Annotated in this window: 17 protein-coding genes; 7 read left to right on the top strand and 10 right to left on the bottom strand. The window is 38.6% G+C overall.

Going from position 1 to position 17,311, the window contains the following annotated elements; translation table 11 throughout:
* Positions 1-126: 126 nt before the first annotated feature.
* The 3 genes from I6F42_RS14405 to I6F42_RS14395 form a co-directional block, all read right to left on the bottom strand.
* Positions 127-360: a hypothetical protein gene (locus tag I6F42_RS14405; RefSeq protein WP_197152587.1), complete on the bottom strand. Its 234-nt coding sequence runs from the start codon at positions 358-360 to the stop codon at positions 127-129.
* Between the two features lie 216 nt (positions 361-576).
* Positions 577-1,434: an MBL fold metallo-hydrolase gene (locus I6F42_RS14400; RefSeq protein ID WP_197152586.1), complete on the bottom strand. Its 858-nt coding sequence runs from the start codon at positions 1,432-1,434 to the stop codon at positions 577-579.
* Positions 1,435-1,627: 193 nt separating this feature from the next.
* The gene (locus tag I6F42_RS14395) at positions 1,628-3,511 is read right to left on the bottom strand and encodes a propionyl-CoA synthetase (protein ID WP_197152585.1); all 1,884 of its coding nucleotides are present in this window, start codon (positions 3,509-3,511) and stop codon (positions 1,628-1,630) included.
* A 186-nt stretch (positions 3,512-3,697) separates the two neighbouring features.
* Between I6F42_RS14395 and I6F42_RS14390 the strand changes: the two genes are divergently transcribed.
* Positions 3,698-4,099, top strand: a complete 402-nt coding sequence (locus I6F42_RS14390; protein ID WP_024589726.1) for an NUDIX hydrolase — start codon at positions 3,698-3,700, stop codon at positions 4,097-4,099.
* Here I6F42_RS14390 and I6F42_RS14385 read toward each other — a convergent pair whose 3' ends face one another.
* The 3 genes from I6F42_RS14385 to I6F42_RS14375 form a co-directional block, all read right to left on the bottom strand.
* Positions 4,100-5,197, bottom strand: a complete 1,098-nt coding sequence (locus I6F42_RS14385; RefSeq protein ID WP_197152584.1) for a polysaccharide lyase family 7 protein — start codon at positions 5,195-5,197, stop codon at positions 4,100-4,102.
* A gap of 355 nt (positions 5,198-5,552) precedes the next feature.
* Complete coding sequence (locus tag I6F42_RS14380; RefSeq protein ID WP_010554623.1) at positions 5,553-6,326, bottom strand: ABC transporter substrate-binding protein; 774 nt, start codon at positions 6,324-6,326, stop codon at positions 5,553-5,555.
* A gap of 92 nt (positions 6,327-6,418) precedes the next feature.
* A complete protein-coding gene (locus I6F42_RS14375; RefSeq protein ID WP_024605807.1) occupies positions 6,419-7,432 on the bottom strand; it encodes an AraC family transcriptional regulator in 1,014 nt (337 codons plus the stop codon).
* Between the two features lie 97 nt (positions 7,433-7,529).
* Between I6F42_RS14375 and I6F42_RS14370 the strand changes: the two genes are divergently transcribed.
* Entirely contained in the window at positions 7,530-7,976 is a 447-nt protein-coding gene (locus I6F42_RS14370; RefSeq protein ID WP_121955073.1) for an SRPBCC family protein, read from the top strand.
* Positions 7,973-8,794, top strand: coding sequence for a sterol desaturase family protein (locus I6F42_RS14365; protein WP_197152582.1), 822 nt, complete (start codon positions 7,973-7,975; stop codon positions 8,792-8,794). The genes I6F42_RS14370 and I6F42_RS14365 overlap by 4 nt, the downstream gene beginning before the upstream one ends.
* 1 nt (position 8,795) lies before the next feature.
* Here the strand turns inward: I6F42_RS14365 and I6F42_RS14360 are convergent, their stop codons facing one another.
* Together I6F42_RS14360 and I6F42_RS14355 are read right to left on the bottom strand one after the other, a co-directional pair.
* Positions 8,796-9,176, bottom strand: a complete 381-nt coding sequence (locus I6F42_RS14360; protein WP_121955071.1) for a hypothetical protein — start codon at positions 9,174-9,176, stop codon at positions 8,796-8,798.
* Positions 9,173-9,478, bottom strand: a complete 306-nt coding sequence (locus I6F42_RS14355) for a hypothetical protein (protein WP_024605802.1) — start codon at positions 9,476-9,478, stop codon at positions 9,173-9,175. Before I6F42_RS14355 ends, I6F42_RS14360 begins: the two co-directional genes overlap by 4 nt.
* Positions 9,479-9,751: 273 nt before the next feature.
* On the opposite strand from I6F42_RS14355, the gene I6F42_RS14350 reads away from it, so the two are divergent.
* On the top strand, positions 9,752-10,171 hold the full coding sequence (locus tag I6F42_RS14350; protein ID WP_010554617.1) for a VOC family protein: 420 nt from the start codon (positions 9,752-9,754) through the stop codon (positions 10,169-10,171).
* A 192-nt stretch (positions 10,172-10,363) separates the two neighbouring features.
* The gene (locus I6F42_RS14345) at positions 10,364-11,182 is read left to right on the top strand and encodes a hypothetical protein (RefSeq protein ID WP_197152580.1); all 819 of its coding nucleotides are present in this window, start codon (positions 10,364-10,366) and stop codon (positions 11,180-11,182) included.
* A gap of 22 nt (positions 11,183-11,204) precedes the next feature.
* On the opposite strand, the gene I6F42_RS14340 is transcribed toward I6F42_RS14345, so the two are convergent.
* Entirely contained in the window at positions 11,205-12,089 is an 885-nt protein-coding gene (locus I6F42_RS14340) for an AraC family transcriptional regulator (protein WP_197152579.1), read from the bottom strand.
* Between the two features lie 184 nt (positions 12,090-12,273).
* Between I6F42_RS14340 and I6F42_RS14335 the strand changes: the two genes are divergently transcribed.
* Together I6F42_RS14335 and I6F42_RS14330 are read left to right on the top strand one after the other, a co-directional pair.
* Positions 12,274-13,419, top strand: a complete 1,146-nt coding sequence (locus I6F42_RS14335) for an iron-containing alcohol dehydrogenase (RefSeq protein ID WP_007587207.1) — start codon at positions 12,274-12,276, stop codon at positions 13,417-13,419.
* A gap of 217 nt (positions 13,420-13,636) precedes the next feature.
* A complete protein-coding gene (locus I6F42_RS14330) occupies positions 13,637-14,083 on the top strand; it encodes a DoxX family protein (protein WP_101216754.1) in 447 nt (148 codons plus the stop codon).
* 62 nt (positions 14,084-14,145) lie between these two features.
* On the opposite strand, the gene I6F42_RS14325 is transcribed toward I6F42_RS14330, so the two are convergent.
* The gene (locus I6F42_RS14325) at positions 14,146-17,232 is read right to left on the bottom strand and encodes a beta-galactosidase (protein WP_197152578.1); all 3,087 of its coding nucleotides are present in this window, start codon (positions 17,230-17,232) and stop codon (positions 14,146-14,148) included.
* Positions 17,233-17,311: the final 79 nt, after the last annotated feature.

The following is a 17,311-nucleotide window of genomic DNA, read 5'->3' as shown; positions in this document are numbered from 1 at the left end:
GTTTGAAATATAAAAACCGCGTTAAGGCACTTTTAAAAAAGCTTTAGCGCGGTTTTTTATATTCAAAAATATTTAATTTAACGCTGAGAATATAGAAACTTAGTGATTTATTTAGCAAAGTATCTGTTAATGAGCCTTACAATGCCAATGATCATCGTGTTTAGTGCAGGCTTGTTTTGTGGGCTTGGCTTTTACGATAATAATGTTTGGAGAGTTGTGCTCAGTTACTAAAACAGGCGTAACTACTTTAACGACTTTTTTATGTGGTTTATGCGCACTGGGACCATGTTGATATACAGTGCAGCCGCTCATAATAAGCGCGGTCGTCATTACTAAAACTATTTTTAAAGATAAGTTCATGTTTATTAGTCCTATGTAGCTTAATACAAAGCCTAGGATAAACTTTTTTTTGTATAGTGCTGTAAGCAAACGTAAGGATATTGTAAAGGTGACTTATATGGCTTTTGACGTCTATTTAACTAATTAATAAGTACATTGGTACTGCGTTAAATACGCCAATACCAATGCTTATAATATTGAGTTTAGAGCTCAGAGCTTAGTCCGCTGAGTTCAAACTTATAAATCGCTGCGCCAACCCATACCAGACTCTTCCATTAAACGCTCGTACACGCCTTCTATGTTAAGTGGTAACCATGCATCAAACTGTTTAAAGTCACTAAATTGGTCTAATTTTACATTTTGTTTAATTTCGTCAAGCGTATTACCGGCTAAAACGCCTGCGGTTACTTGGCTATACAAAAGCTCTAAATAACTTAAGTAACGCGCTACATCTGCTTTACTGCCAATATCGGCATGTCCGCCTACAAAAGTATTAAAGTCATATTTGAGTACCGCTTGGGTTGAGTTAATCATGCCTTGAATATCGTAACTCCACAGCTTTTGCCACGGCATTCTGCCAATAACAATCCAATCAACTACAAATAACGTTTTTTGCTTTTCGAATAATATACTAACCGAACCACGACCATCGTTTGGACCATGGTAGTTAAGCTTTACTGTAGAATCACCAAGGGTAAGCAGTAGCTCGTCATCAAAAGTAAGGCTGGGCGTTACCGTTTTCATTTGTGTGTTTTTAATATCTTGCGCAGCGAGTTTATGCGCTACAAACGTGGTGTGCGGGCTTTTAAATACCTCGGCGCCGTAAATATGATCGCTGTGATTATGGCTATAAATTACATATTTTACCGGTACGTTATAGCGAGTTTTAATTTGCTCGTTTAACCAGGTGGCGGCTTTTTTATTAAGTGGGTCGGTAACAATTGCGCCCTCAGAAGTGATTAAAAATACTGAGCGGTGTCTGTCGTCTATAAAGCGGTGTAAGCCATCTCCTAAGTCTTCTATTTCATAGGCTTGTGTGGCAAAGCCTATAAACAATAGGGCTGTGGTTAATAGTTTTTGTAGCAAGCGGGGCATACACCATTCCTTTTAAAATTGATTAAATTAATAACGCTATTAAAAGAAGAAAGCATAAAGCTGTAAAAAATTTCAGTTATTGGTTAAATTAAAACTTAAACCTAAACCTAAACCTAAACTTAAGTAAAATGATCAAATATGAGGATGAAATAAAAAGCCATTATAAAAATGGCTTTAGATAGGTTGGTTGGGTTTATCTTTGTGTTAGTTGTTGGTTTATTTCTTCAAAGATACTGGCATCATCTATGGTTGAAGGTATTTGTAGCTCTTCGCCATCAACTAGCTGACGTAAATTTTTACGCAGTATTTTACCCGAGCGTGTTTTGGGCAACCTATCTACGCTAACTATATTTTTAAGGCACGCAATAGCGCCAATCTGATCACGAACACTTAAAACAAGCGCTTGTTCTACATCGGTACTTGAGCCCATAAAATCATTTTTAAGCACGATCATTCCCATAGGAAGCTGCCCTTTTAGAGGATCGTTCACACCAAAAACAGCGCATTCGGCAACAGCAGGGTGCGCGGCTACTATCTCTTCCATTTCGCCGGTAGAAAGCCTATGTCCTGCTACATTTATAACGTCGTCGGTTCTGCCCATAATAAATAGATAGCCGTCTTCATCAATATAACCGCCATCGCCAGATAAATAATAACCCTCGTATTCATTTAGGTAGCTTGCTTTAAAGCGCGGGGTATCTTGCCAAATTGTTGGTAGGCAACCCGGTGGAAGTGGCAGTTTAATTACCACGGCGCCTTGCTCGTTAGCTGCGCATTCATTGCCATCCATATCTAATATTCGCACGTCAAAACCTGGAGTAGGCACCGTAGAGCTGCCAGGTTTTGTTGCTAAGTACTCAAGCCCTACAGGGTTACAAGCAATAGCCCAGCCGGTTTCGGTTTGCCACCAATGATCAAGCACTGGCAGTTTGGTTTTTTCTTTAAGCCACTCGTAAGTGGGAGGGTCTAATCGCTCGCCAGCTAAAAATAAACGTTTTAAGCTAGAGGTATCGTATTGATTAAAACCATCGGCATTTGGATCTTCTTTTTTAATTGCTCTAAATGCAGTGGGGGCACTAAATAATGCATTTACTTTATATTCTTCAACCACACGCCAAAATGCACTGGCGTCGGGGGTTTTAACCGGTTTACCTTCATATAATACGGTCGCGCAGCGATACATTAGCGGCGCGTAAACTATATAAGAGTGCCCAACTACCCAGCCAATGTCAGACGCTGCCCAAAATACGTCGCCGGGCTTCATACCATAAACGGTTTCCATGCTGTATTGCATTGCCACTGCGTGACCGCCATTTTCGCGCACTACGCCTTTGGGTGTGCCTGTCGTGCCTGAGGTATATAAAATATAAAGCGGATCGTTACCATTTACAGGCACCGGATCTGCGATTGCAGCTGTTTGCATTGCCTGAGTCCAATCTATGTCTCGTTTAGGCTTAAGAGTGGCGGTTACTTGTGGACGCTGATAAATAACGCAGTGTTCTACTTTGTGCGTAGCTAAGTCTATTGCGTTATCAATAAGTGGTTTGTATTCAATAACGCTGTTTACTTCAACACCGCATGAGGCGCTCAGTATAAGTTTGGGCTTGGCATCATCAATGCGTACAGCCAATTCGTGTGCAGCAAACCCACCAAATACCACCGAATGAATAGCACCAAGGCGAGCGCACGCCAACATACCAATAACCGCCTGTGGGATCATTGGCATATAAATAACAACGCGATCGCCTTTTGTAACACCTAACGATTGTATTACGCCTGCAAATTTAGCAACTTCTTGTTGTAGTTGTGAGTAGCTATAAGTTTGCTTTGTATTAGTGACTGGAGAGTCGTAAATCAGTGCAGTTTGCTCGCCAAACCCGGCAATAACGTGCTGGTCTAGCGCTAAAAAACTGGTGTTTAATTGCCCGTCACTAAACCAATGATAAAGCCCGTCGTCGTCTTGTGTGTATGCTTTTGTGGGGATTTTATACCATGGAATATTCTTACTTTGTTCGAGCCAAAATTGGGCTGGGTTTTGTTTAAAGGCATTATATTGCTGTTTATATTCGCCTGACATGTAAGGCTCCTAAAGCTAAATTTGTGTGTGAGAGACCTTACAAAATGTAGGCTTTTTTTAGCAAGCAAGCTATTCGACCTTGGTCGGCTAAAAGTTAATCAATATACTGGTTTTAAAAATACAAAATTGACAATACAAAGCGTGTGGTTCAGCATGGCAGGCAGTAAAAATAAGAGAAAATACGATATGAGTAACGTAGTAAGAGTTGGTGTGGCGGTTATCATAAAGCATCAAAACACAATTTTACTAGGTGAGCGCATTGGCGCGCATGGTGCTAATACATGGGCAACACCTGGTGGACATTTAGAGTTTGGTGAAAGTGTTGAGCAATGTGCAATACGAGAAGTGTTTGAAGAAACAGGTTTAAAGGTAAGTAAAATTACTAAGCTTGATTTTACCAATGATATTTTTACAGCAGAGAACAAGCACTATATTACGCTGTATGTAAAAGCTGACTTTGAAGGCGGAGAGCCTGAGCTTAAAGAGCCTAATAAATGTTTAAAGTGGCGCTGGTGCGATATTAATAATCTACCAACGCCATTGTTTACATCACTAAAAAATTACTTATCTGAGGCTGTACTAGCCTAGTTATTTTGTTGGCGGTGTCGCTGGGCTTAACTCTAGTTTACTAAAGCTTACTTGAGCGTAATCGCCATTTTGTTTATCTGTAGTCCAATCGCCAGTACCTAAACATGCGGCATACCAACGACCTGGAGCGTCTTTGGTACTACATTGATTGTATGCACCGGCTTTGAAGTAATTAGAATCACCAGCATAACCAAGGGCATGATCTTTTTTGTCTACTTTGCCATAAGCATCAACGTTATTAGCAAGATTTATCGAGTAATTTACGTCTGGCTTACCTTCTGCAGTGAACGTTAAATACATTGTATTTTTATATACATTTATTGTGTAGCTAAAATCTTCACCTAACGCAATACCTTCAGAACCAGGTTCATTAGGATTTTCCCATGTGTTACCCCATACAGGGTAAGCAATGTCTGTACGGTCAGGATCTGCTTTTGGTAAGTTTCGCTCGTAGTTCCAAAATACAGAGCCTGTTTTATGGTTTGGCCATTTCTTATAGTATATTTTAAGTGGTTCATTACCCCAGCCAAATCCAGAATTTTCTGCGACAAGAGCTTTGTTCTTTTCTGCATGTATTTGCCCAACTACAACAGAAAATGCAGCATCTCTATCTGAGTTTTTAGCTCTTAATGCAACATGGTCTACTTTTAATGTAGCCTGCATTTTTCCGCCTTCAGCACCAAACTTTTCAGCTAAAGGATGAGCAGCCAACGCAAAGTTATTACCCGGGTTATTTGTTTTAATTTTAGTATTTGATCCCCGGATCATTTGTCTCAGTTCGCTACGGGTATTGGTAGAGTTAGCGCTTGTAAGTGCTTTATTAGGAGAGGTAAATACCATGTAGCCTTTTTCATCAAGGTAGAAAAAATCAGGGTGTGCGTAAGTCTGAATTTCTTCTACATCTATTTCATCAATTTTACCGTCGTTGTTTAAATCTACTGGTACATTTATTTTCCAGTGTGATAAATCAAACTTTGTTGCAGGTACCGGCGCATCGCTTTGCTGATTAGTGCTTTGGGTACTTGAACAAGCGGTAAAAAGTAAAGGGGTGATAACGGCTAAAGCCGTAAGTTTAAATGTGGATGTATTTTTTATCATTATTGTCTCTGTGTGATGAAGTAAAAATTGTGCGGTACAGGCATCGCTTAATCTCAATCTAGCATACCAATTTAACAATTAAAACTTACCAATTAGTGAAATTAAATATTTTTTAAATGATTTTTTGTTATACCAATTTGGTTTAGGTGTTTTTAACGGCTTTTATGGAAGTGTTTGCGGTATGTACTTTTTATGTGCTTAGCTATTTACTTAGTGATGTTTAACGTAGATTTTGACGCTAAGGTGTAGTCTATTTTGGAGGGGAGGAGATTTTTAATTTTGTAGTTTGCTTTGCCGCGTTTAGCAAATAACTAAATAACCACTGCCAATAACTAATGTCGGGCTTTAACTATGGTTAGTGCTGCAAGTTAGTCGTGTTTGGTAATAAAAGTTTCCACTTGTTTAAAATGGCATGATATTCACCATTTTCTTTAATGTTACTTAATGCGTCAGAGAGTGCTTTAGCTGTTTTAGGATTAAGTTGATTACTTGCTGCAAAATTAAGTGAGGAGGGAAGATCGCTTAAATGAATTCGTTTTGTTATTAGGCTAGGATCGAGTCCTAGGCTTTTTAGCTCGTTATTAAGTGTAAGTGTATTAGTTACTACAAAGTCGATCCGGTTTTTATAAAGCATTTGCCAAAGTTGATTATAGTAACTGACCAGTATTAAATTGTTATTTTCGGTAAAGCCTTTTTGTTTTAAGTAGGCTTCGCTCAGGTAGCCACGAATGGTTGCTACTTTATACTCTTTAGCAAAATTTAAGTGAACAACTTCATCTACATGGCTTTTTAAGCTAATTAAATAAGCATCTGCAAAATACACTTCGCCTAACCATGTATATTTATTAATCCGCTCTGGGGTTTTTAACAAAGACAACATTATGGCATTGGTATTTGTTTTATGCTCCTTAAAAACGCGGGCCATAGGCATTATTTCAAAATTAGCGGTTAAGTTTGTTTGCTTCACAACTGCTTTGGCAATGTCGACTAAAGCGCCGCTTACTTCACCTTGCTGATTTTTAAAGTGATAAGGAGGAAGGTCTTCAGCTATAAAAGTAACCGAATCGGCGTTACACAGGGGGCTATATAAAATAAATACAAAAGCACTTAATAAAACACGCAAAAACATAAAAAATCTTTTAAAGCAATAATACACCTAGTGTAGAGAGTATTAACTAAAACATATATATATTATGTTTATATAACGTAAATAATTTGCATTTACTTGGCTGTACTTGCTGTTTTGTATTTTATAAATTGTAATGGCGAGCATTTATGCCAGCGTAAAAAAGCTCGATTAAAAGAGCTTTGATCTTTAAATCCTAAAATATTAGATAAATCAGCAAGTGGCATGCTGGCTATTAATGTATCTGCACGTTTTTTACGTTCTTTTTCAAGTAGCTGAGCAAAGGTTAAGTCTTGTTGTTTTAAGCGTCGTTGTAGCGTTCGGGGTGTTAAATTAAGCGCATCAGCTATGCCTATTAGGTTGCAGTTTTGCAAGGTAGTTTTAGCTGTAAGTAACTGATTAACTTTATCGTCAATACACTGCTGGCTTTTAAAGTTAGAGAGTTGCTGCTCTGACAATTGCTTAAAAGTAGAATTAATAATGGCGTTATCGGTTTTAAAGGGCAGCGTCAAATAATCGCTCGGAAAGCTAATTTGATTATATTCAGCACTGCTTTTTACAGGGCATTTAAACCATGATTCAAGGGCGCGCCTTTGCGATGGCAACCAATTATAAGTGAAACTAATACTACTTGGCGAAAGCGTTAAATTTATTAACTGGCGAATTACACTTACCCACGCGGTCATGTTTCGTAAAACAACATGCTCATTACAACTTTGGTGAGCAATCCAACGAATAGTTGCTGTATCAGTATTTAGTTCAAACTTGGCTTTACCAATATCAGCCACCAAGCTGTCGTAGCTTAACAATGCTTTAATGGCACTGCTTAAGTTATCGCTTGATTCAATTAAGTAACCTAAAACGCCGTAGTCAGCAGTGCGAATTTGCTGACCTAGGGTAAAACCAAAAAGAGGATCGTTAAGTGTTTTTTTGCCATAAACTAATAAGGCATTGTAACTATTTAAACTAATACGCGGCGCTAATTGATGGGTACGCTGATTACTAAATTCGTCAAAGCTAATAGCGTGCAAAGCCGTTTTAGTACTAATGCCTTGCGCTTGTAAGTAATCAAGAATACTTGAAAAGTAATGATCAGCCAATGTGTGCATTTGTCATCTAAAGCTAAAAAATAGTCGTGTATTAGCAAGTTTGCCACGTTAAATTTTTATATGCTAGTTGAATGCCTAATAACCTCTTGCTGTAAAAATGATACTTATAACAATAAAACAAACGCTTAATGCACAGCCAAAACAAATAATAAGCACACTATTGGATCATCAACAGTTGCATCGATTTTTTAATGCCAAATTTACGCTGCTACAAGCACAAGACGAAGGGCAAATAGAAGGCGGAAAAGGATCTGTTAGGCAAGTGAAAATAGGTAAAATAACGTTTTCAGAGCAAATAATCAGTGCCGATCAAAATCAGATCAGTTACCAAATAGTAGGCGATAAACCAGTAGCTAATCATCGAGGCGATATATACCTCAGTGCAAATAAAGACATCAATACTTTAGTTACCGAACTTAACTATTGCATAAGCTGCTCAGCTCCGTGGTGGATGCCAAATGCATTACTTAAATATGTTATTACAAAAGATATAACCCAAGCGTTAAACAATTTAAATAATTATTTTTTGGCGGGTAAAGTATGAACTCAGAAATTATTTTGCTCGCTCTTAGCCCAATATTTTTGATATTTGTTTGCTGTGAGTTTATTAAGTTTAAGCGCTATTACGACATAAAAGATAGCCTAGCAAATACAGTGTTAGCGCTATTACACCAAGGCGCAGATGCTATTGCGTTACTGCTGTTAATGCCTTTATTAAATTGGTTGTATGACTATAGATTGTTTGATATTGAAGTGAGTGTATTAAGTATTGCATTTGCATTTTTACTGCAAGATTTTTTGTATTATTGGTTTCATAAAGCATCGCATCATATTCATTGGTTGTGGGCTGCACATGTGGTGCACCATAGCTCAACTAAAATGAATTTCACCACCGCATTTAGGCAAAGCTTAATGTACCCCGTAGCCGGTATGTGGATGTTTTGGCTACCTATGATTTTAATTGGATTTGAACCGCTAACAGTATTTAGCGTGGTTGCATTAAATTTGGCGTATCAATTTTTTGTACATACTCAAATAATGGGTAAGTTAGGCTGGTTTGAAAAAGTATTTAATACGCCTTCGCATCACCGAGTTCATCACGCAATAAATACAGGTTACCTTGATAAAAACTTTGCAGGTGTACTTATTATTTGGGATAAGTTATTTGGCACCTTTGTAGAAGAAGATAAATCAAAGCCTTGTAAATACGGCATTATAGGGCAGCTTAATAGCAATAACCCAGTCGTTATTACGTTTCATCAGTGGGAGCACTTATTGAAAAGTGTTTATAAGGCATCGGGAATAAAAGCTAAATGTAGAGTGCTATTTGGCTACCCTACAAGTAGCATTAAACGTAAGTAAGTTATTGTGGTTTTTTACTTCTTGGGGCACCTAATAAAATGCAAGTATGGCAAATGCAGACAGATAAAAATGCACTAATACCCAATGCACCGCCATAGCCGTCAAGTTTTGGTACAAGATGCTCAAATAAGATTGAAAACAAAATAGATGAGCTTGCTACAGTATAAATACCAAATCGATGTGGGGCGCTCATACCTATAAATGTACCGCCAAAAAATACAATTGCGTATAAATCGGGGTTCAAATTTAAAGCGCTAAAAATTAAATAAGCAATAATAGAAAGTGAAGACGACGCTCTAACCCCGTCAAAGCGACTATGCTTAGCTAAATAAAATGTTAAAAAAGCCCCAAGCAGTACAAGTAATGGATATTCAATACTCATAATACTATTCCTCTGGCTAATACAAAAAGTGCCACACTTGCAAAGGCAACACTACCAAGCTTGCCACCAAAACCTGTAAACATATTCATAGTAAGCACATACAAACTTGAGCCAATAAGCGAAATAATAGCAATTTCCCAGTAACTGGTAATTAAATGAGTTGAACACATACCTGCAAAGCTACCAGCATAAATTGCAGCATACGGATGGTTTTTATAATGTGCAGGAAAAGGAATAAACGAGCCAATAAGTCCCGTTAGCGCAGCAGAAATCACTAAAGGTAATGCAAAAGTAGTGTGCATAGCAAAGCAAGCTACAAAGCCTAAAAAGAAAGTGATGAATTTTAAAAATAAGAATTTAATCATAGCGGCGCATTTTAAACTAATCCTTTTGCGCTTTCTAATACTCTCTAACAAATAAATGTTATAAGTAATTACAAACTTTAAAAGCGTATTTTTTAAACGGCTTTTAGGTATTAAATATGCTTAATAGTGCCGCTGTTAATGTTCTATAAATCACAAGTTATGTATAATGGCGATAATTTAATGTATTAAAGTGTTAACCAAGGGTTATTTATGTCTAACTGTTTGCATCTGGCTATTCCGGCTGGCGATTTAAAAGTGGCTAAAGCGTTTTATTGTGACGTACTAGGCTGTAAAACGGGTAACAGTGAAGAAGGTCGCTGGGTAGATATAGATTTTTGGGGTAATGAACTTACCTTGCACCAAAGTGTTGAGCGCCTACCAACAGTTCGCCATGATGTAGACATGGGAGCTGTGGCAGTACCTCACTTTGGGATTCACTTATCTGAAGATGAATTTAACGGGTTAAAAACACGTATTGAAGATGCGGGTATTGAATACCTAGATAAACCATATCGCCGTTTTATTGGTGATGAGTTTGAGCAAGAAACGTTTTTTATTGAAGATCCAAATGGCAATGTGCTTGAAATGAAAACCATGGTAAATCCAGAGGTTTTATTTAAAAAAGTATAAATGCTGTTGTTTAAGTTAAGCTAAAAAACCACTTTAATAAGTGGTTTTTTTATAACTATTAATCAGTGTTTTGATAAATTAGTTAATATTTACAGGTAAAAAAATTACGCTACATACATGATTTTTATTCACTCTACAATGTAGGTATAGACACGTAGACTTAATTTCAACTCTCATACTTTATTGTTATTTATGCTGCTTAAACTCATAATTGCACCTTTGCTTATTTTACTAATAACATTCGCCCAAAAACGCTTTGGTAGTTTTGTTAGCGGCATAATACCTGGCTTGCCTATTACCTCTGGGCCTATTTCTTATTTTATAGCATTAGAGCAAGGTAAATTATTTGCAGCTAACTCAGCGGTGGCCTCTCTTTATGGTATGAGCGGTATAGGCTTATTTTGTTTTAGTTACTTGGTTGTATCACGAAGGTTTGGAATGCTTAAATCGCTTTTTACAGCGTTGAGTATTTGGTGTGTATTTAGCGTTATTACTTTATTTTTACCAGTGAATATTATTGTGGCGAGTGTGGTTTCGCTTTGTATTTTACTCGGTTTAACTATTATCTCTACAAAGCTAAATATATCAGTTGATGCAAAACCATTAAATGCCCGCTGGGAGCTTCCGGTAAAAATGATATTAGTGACGAGCTTTATCGTGCTTGTTACGTTTATATCGCAGCATATAGGGTCTGCATGGAGCGGGTTAATATCTACCTTTCCGGTTATTTTGGCGGTAATGGGCAGTGTTGCCCATTTTAGTGACAAACAAGCCTCAACGTTTAAAATTCTTAATGGCGGTATTATTGGTTCATTAGGTGGATGTGTATTTTTTGCGGTGATTGCGTTTATGTTAAAACATAACTTTATGATTTGGCAGGTGTACGCAACAGCTGCCATTTTCTCAACGTTATTTACTATTATTTTTAGCCAATTTATTAATCGCCAATTTACCAAGCAAGTTATGCTAAACACCAAAAAAGCAGTGCTTAAGATTGACTCGCTCGGTTAACTTACATATCTAAAGCCATTACCTAGTTATGTAGTTGAATTAACATTTCACTGGGGGTTTTATTAAAGTGGCGTTTAAATTCGCGGCTAAATTGCGATGGGCTGATATAGCCAACCTTTAATGCAGCTTCGTTGGCTTTGCTTCCACTACTGGTTATAAGCTCTTTAGCTTTAGCTAAGCGTACTTTTTTTAAATACTGCAAAGGTGACTCAAATGTTACTTGCCTAAAAGCACGATGGAACGACGATACGCTCATGTTTACATCTTCAGCCAACCCCTCAACTGTAATTTGATTGGCATAACTACTGTGCATAGTTGAGAGCGTACGGGCGATACGCGCATAATGCCCATCATGCATAGCAAGCCCTATTAAAGTATGTCCTTGTGGACCACAAAGTACACGATATACCAATTCTTTTACTATATCTTCGCCAAAAACGTCAGCCTCAATGGGGTTATTAAGCACGCTAAGTAAACGGTGGGTTACTTGCTCCATTGCGCCATCTATTTTAGCCGATTGAACGCCACTCATTTGCCCAGTGGTGAATGGCTTATGTGTACCAATTTGGTTTACTAATTTATGTAACATTACCGGGTTTATATCTATAACAATACCCATAACAGGCTGGTTGTTATCGGTAAAAGCTTCGCATTCAAGTGGCACTGGCACACCTAAAACAAGGTAGTCGCCTTCACCATACTTTATTTGATGATCAGGGAAATGAATTATCTTATGTCCTTGCCCAACAATAATAATACCTGAGTTATATATAAGTGGCTGGCGCGGCGAGCTTTTACTTGCACGATGAAAATACACACCTGGAATAATGGTTTCCATGTTGCCTTCAAAGTTAAGTAAATTATTGTGCTCTGCAAATTTTTGCATCATGTTGGCTATTGAGGACATTAAAACTTCTACTATCGTACGAATTTTGCGTAAAATATCAATCTTGACAGTTTTAGGCAAGCTTTTGCGAGTTATTGGGCTTTTTTTATGTTTATTTTGCCACTAATATGCACTCATTGAAGTTTAGCTTAGTTAGTAACTAAGCATTATATTTAGTATTTAACCGTCACCTAGGAGCAAAATAATGAAATTTAGCTACGTAAACCCAACACTTATCCAGTTCGGCCAAGAACAAATTGCCTCACTAACTGATTTGATCGCAAAGGATCAAAAAGTACTTGTAGTGTACGGCGGCGGTTCAATTAAAAAGAACGGCGTGTACGACCAAGTTGCAGCAGCACTTGAAGGCTTTGACTGGGTTGAATTTTCGGGTGTAGGCGCTAACCCAACTATAGAAGTACTAGACCAAGCAGTAAAAATTTGTAAAGAACAAGGTATCGACTTTGTACTAGGTGTAGGCGGCGGTTCAGTAATCGACGGCGTTAAATACATTGCAGCATCTGCAGTTTATGATGGAGAAGGTTGGGACATTCCTACTGGTAAGCACACTATTACTAGCGCATTACCAATTGGTGCAATATTAACATTGCCTGCAACGGGTTCAGAGTCTAACCAAAACTCAGTTGTGAGCAAAGAAGCAACAAAGCAAAAACTACCGTTTGCATCACCAGAAGTACTTCCTAAATTTGCGATTATGGACCCTGATGTAATGAAAACATTACCACAGCGCCAACTTGTGAATGGATTAGTAGATGCATGGGTACATACCTGTGAGCAGTACCTAACATTCCCTGAAACAGCATTGGTTCAAGAAGGTTACGCAGAGGCACTTTTAAGAACGCTTAAAACACTGGGCGATAACTTTGAAAACCAAGACGACGCATGGCGTGCAAACCTTATGTGGGCAGCTAACCAAGCACTTAATGGTTTAATTGGTTCTGGTGTATCGCAAGATTGGGCAACACACATGATTGGCCACGAGCTTACAGCTGCTTACGGCGTTGATCATGCTCGTTCACTTGCTATTGTTCAGCCTTCTTTACTACGCAACCAATTTGCAGTTAAAAAAGCAAAACTAGAGCAAATGGGTAAAAACGTATTTGGTCTTGAGCAATCTGACGATTTAGCTGAGAAAACAATTTTAGCAATCGAAGCGTTTTACCACAGCCTTGACGTAGCGACCCAGCTTACTGAGCATGGCGATGATAAAGCCGCTGCTATTGACAATATTATTGGCAAACTTGAAGCACACGGCATGCTAGCACTTGGTGAAAACCAAGCTATTACGCTTAAAGAAAGCCGCGAAATTTTAGAGCAAGCAGTTGCTTAATTTTCAAAGATAAGCGCTTACTTAAATATACTAAGTTTTAGCGTTAATAAAAAACCGTCAACCTTTAGGTTGGCGGTTTTTTTATGGTTTATTATAAATACTGCGTTGCTAATTAACCAATAAAGTCTGTATTAATGTTTTTGAATGATGATAGTAAACTGTGCTCAACGGTTAGGAAAAATCTAACGATTAAATAAATTAAAACAGGACTAAACTCATGAAATTACTAAACACATTACTTAGCTCAAAAGCAGGCGTAGCAGCATTAATTTTACGAGTACCAGTTGGCCTTATTTTAGCGGCGCATGGTGCACAAAAACTATTTGCTTGGTTTGGCGGTTACGGGCTTGAAGGTACAGGCCAATGGATGGCGAGTATTGGTTTAGAGCCTGGCTATTGGTTAGCAATGATGGCAGGTAGCGCTGAGTTTTTTGGTGGCATTGCATTAGCAATTGGTTTGTTAACTCGCCCAGCTGCTGTAGTTGCCGGCTTTACTATGATGATTGCTATTTTTAGCGTACATATTAGTAATGGCTTATTTATGGCAAACAATGGCTATGAATACGCATTAACGTTACTTGTAGTAACTGTAGTTTTAGCAATTCAAGGAGCGGGAAGCTTTTCGCTTGATAACGTATTAGCTAAAAAACTCGCTAAAAAATAGAGTTTTTTAATTAGAAAAATAGCGGCTAATTTGGCCGCTACTTTTGTAGGTTAACTACTAAATTATTTAGCTGAAAAAGTTAAAGAATAACTGTACTGCTTTTGCTCAAGTAAATACTCTTTATGAGTACTTGGGCTCCACGAATCATCGCCACCTACACCCATATGTTGATGATCAATGTGTACATGTACGCAATCATCAGCAATTAGTTCGTTAGTGTGTTTTGCTTGCGTTAGCGTACTTTGCGAATACTCGCTGGCTGCAAACAAAAACGCGCCAGTTACGGTTAAGTTATTAATACTCAGCAATTGGCAATCGCTACGCAGGCCATTATCAGTTGGGAATATATACGGTGTATGTAGCTCATTTAAGCACAAACTGTAATAACCTAAACGTGCGGCGGCTTTGCGATCTGGGTAGTTTTCAAAAGGCCCTAAACCTAGCCAGTTTACTTTTGTATCGCTTTGCTTGTTAAGTGTTGTGCTTAGCCCTATACGCGGCATTGGTGGCAGAGTATCGTTTAAGTGCACGTCAATATTTAAGCTAATATTGCCGGTATTATTTAGTGTATATAGCCACTGTGTTTGAGCCTGTAGCACGCCATTAAACTCGTAATTAAATACACAAGTAATACGTACATCAACGCTTGATTGCACTGCGTGAATTGAGCTGCATGTGCGCTGCCATTGCCCTATACCTGCACGCAACCAACGAGCCTCCCATGCATTGGGGTCTAGATTGTCTACTTCGCTTACACCAATGTCGTTATCAAGTGGGGCACGATAAAAGTTATCAACCAGTGGACTACTAATAACCTGAGTATCGTTTTGTAACCACTGCTCTATAAGCCCTGATTGCTTGCTAAAAATAAGTTTAAACTTATCGTTTTCAATACTTAGTTGAGAGTCGGTTTCGCTAACACTTATAGCGTTTTGCTCAGATGATGATGCAAATGACTTACTGCTTAAATTGTTACTATTTATAAGCTTAAACTGCTCTGAATCCATAACGTGATTAGCGTTTGCAAAGTGTGAGTCGTTAACTAATGCTACATCTAAATTAAGGTAATATTGCTCACCTTGCTCAAACGCTGTTTTAGTTTTAATAGTTAACGTGTGCGTACTTTGCGGAGCAATATTAAGTACATGCTCGCCTTGCTCAACACAGATGCCATTTTGCATTAGTTGCCAAACCAGTTTTTCGTTATCGGTGTGTCTAAATACGTAATCGCTAAATACATCAATGGTATATTGGTTTTGATTTAGCTCACGCAATGTAAATTGTAAATGTTGCTGGCTGTACTTAGCCTCAAACAGGCTAGGGTGCGGCGTGCGGTCTGGGAACAATAACCCGTTTATACAAAATTGACGGTCATTTAGTTCATCACCAAAGTCGCCGCCGTAAGCCCAATAATGCTTGCCGTTTTCGTCTGTTTTAGATAAACCTTGGTCTACCCAATCCCAAATAAAGCCGCCTTGTAGGCGTGGGTATTCTCTAAATGCTTGCCAGTAATCGTCAAAGCTACCTAGGCTGTTACCCATTGCATGGGCGTATTCACATAAAATAAGCGGGCGAGTTTCACCTGGTAGGCTTAGCCACTTTTTAATAGAGTATTTAGGTACCGCATCGTCTTTAATATCGGTATCTACACGGGCGTACATTGGGCAAATAATGTCGGTAGCCGTTGTGTTTGCGCCGCCGCCTTCGTATTGCACTGGGCGAGAGGGGTCAAAGCTTTTTGACCAGCCGTACATCGCATCATGATTTGCGCCGTGTCCGCATTCGTTTCCTAGTGACCAAATAATAATTGAGGCGTGGTTTTTATCGCGCTCAACCATTTGTGTATAACGCGACATAAATGCACCAGCCCACTGCGGATCGCTAGCTAAACGCCCCATAGGAAACATGCCGTGGGTTTCTATGTTGGCTTCATCTACTACGTATAAACCTAGTTCGTCACATAACTCGTAAAAGCGTGGATGGTTAGGGTAGTGAGCAGTACGCACGGCGTTAAAGTTATTTTGCTTCATCAGCTTAATATCTTCAATCATATCGGCGGTAGTAACTGTATGGCCGTTTTCTGGGTGGTGTTCGTGGCGGTTAACACCGCGAATAAGTAGCGGTTTGCCGTTTAAGCAAAGCTGCCCGTTAAGCATTTCTACTTTTCTAAAGCCAATGTTATAAGCTTCAACGTCGATGGTATTGCCTTGATCATCAAGCAGACTTACAACGCAGCGGTATAAGTACGGGGTTTCGGCGGTCCATTTTTTAGGGCTTTGTATATCAATTGTTTGAAATACAACATCGCTCCAGCCACCTTTTTCATCAACACGTTTATTGTTAGTATTTTGAATCTGCGGCTCACATAATGCCTGTTCGCCATCAAAAACTTGCACTGCTATTTGATAGTTATTTGGCGCATTAATCGCCGTTTTTATATGTAGCGTTGCATCGCGATAGCAAGCGTCTAAATCGGGGGTTATAAACACATCACGTATTTGGTTTTGTGGTTTTGTAAGTAAGTTAACATCGCGAAAAATACCGCTTAGCCACCACATGTCCTGATCTTCTAAATAACTGCCATCGCTCCAACGAATAACCATAACGGCAATACGGTTAGTGCCTGCAACTAACAGTTCGCTTAAATCAAACTCGCTCGGTAAACGGCTATCTTGTGAATAACCCACCCACTGTCCGTTACACCACAGGTGAAACGCCGAGTTAACGCCTTCAAAAATAATATGATTACGCTGAGTTAGCTGACTTTCGCTTATATTAAATTCAGTGCGGTAACAGCCTGTAGGGTTATCGCTTGGTACAAAAGGCGGGTTAACTGCAAATGGGTACTTAACATTACAGTAAATAGGTTTATCAAAGCCGTGTAATTGCCAGTTAGAAGGCACTGTAATACTTTGCCAGTTGCTGTTTAGTGTTTCACTTAGCAATGACTCATCAACCGCTTCGGGTTTATCAAATAATTTAAAGTCCCATTGCCCATTTAAACACTGTTTTTGTGGCTGTGTATTGGTGCGAGCATGTTCAACGCTTTTAAAACCATTGAGTGGGCTGTGCGCTTTTACTTGATTAACTTGTACTGAAATTGGGTTTTCCCAATCGCGGCGATTAATTATGTGTTGTAGTGAGTTCATTAGTGTCCTATTGCATGTATGGCAATTATAGTGGCTTAAATATAGCTAAAATAATGCGTTGAGGTTATGCTTAAAGCTC

Origin of the sequence: Pseudoalteromonas sp. SWYJZ12 (assembly GCF_015864395.1) — a bacterium.
Taxonomy (GTDB): domain Bacteria; phylum Pseudomonadota; class Gammaproteobacteria; order Enterobacterales; family Alteromonadaceae; genus Pseudoalteromonas; species Pseudoalteromonas arctica.
This window is presented reverse-complemented; position numbering and strand designations above follow the sequence as displayed.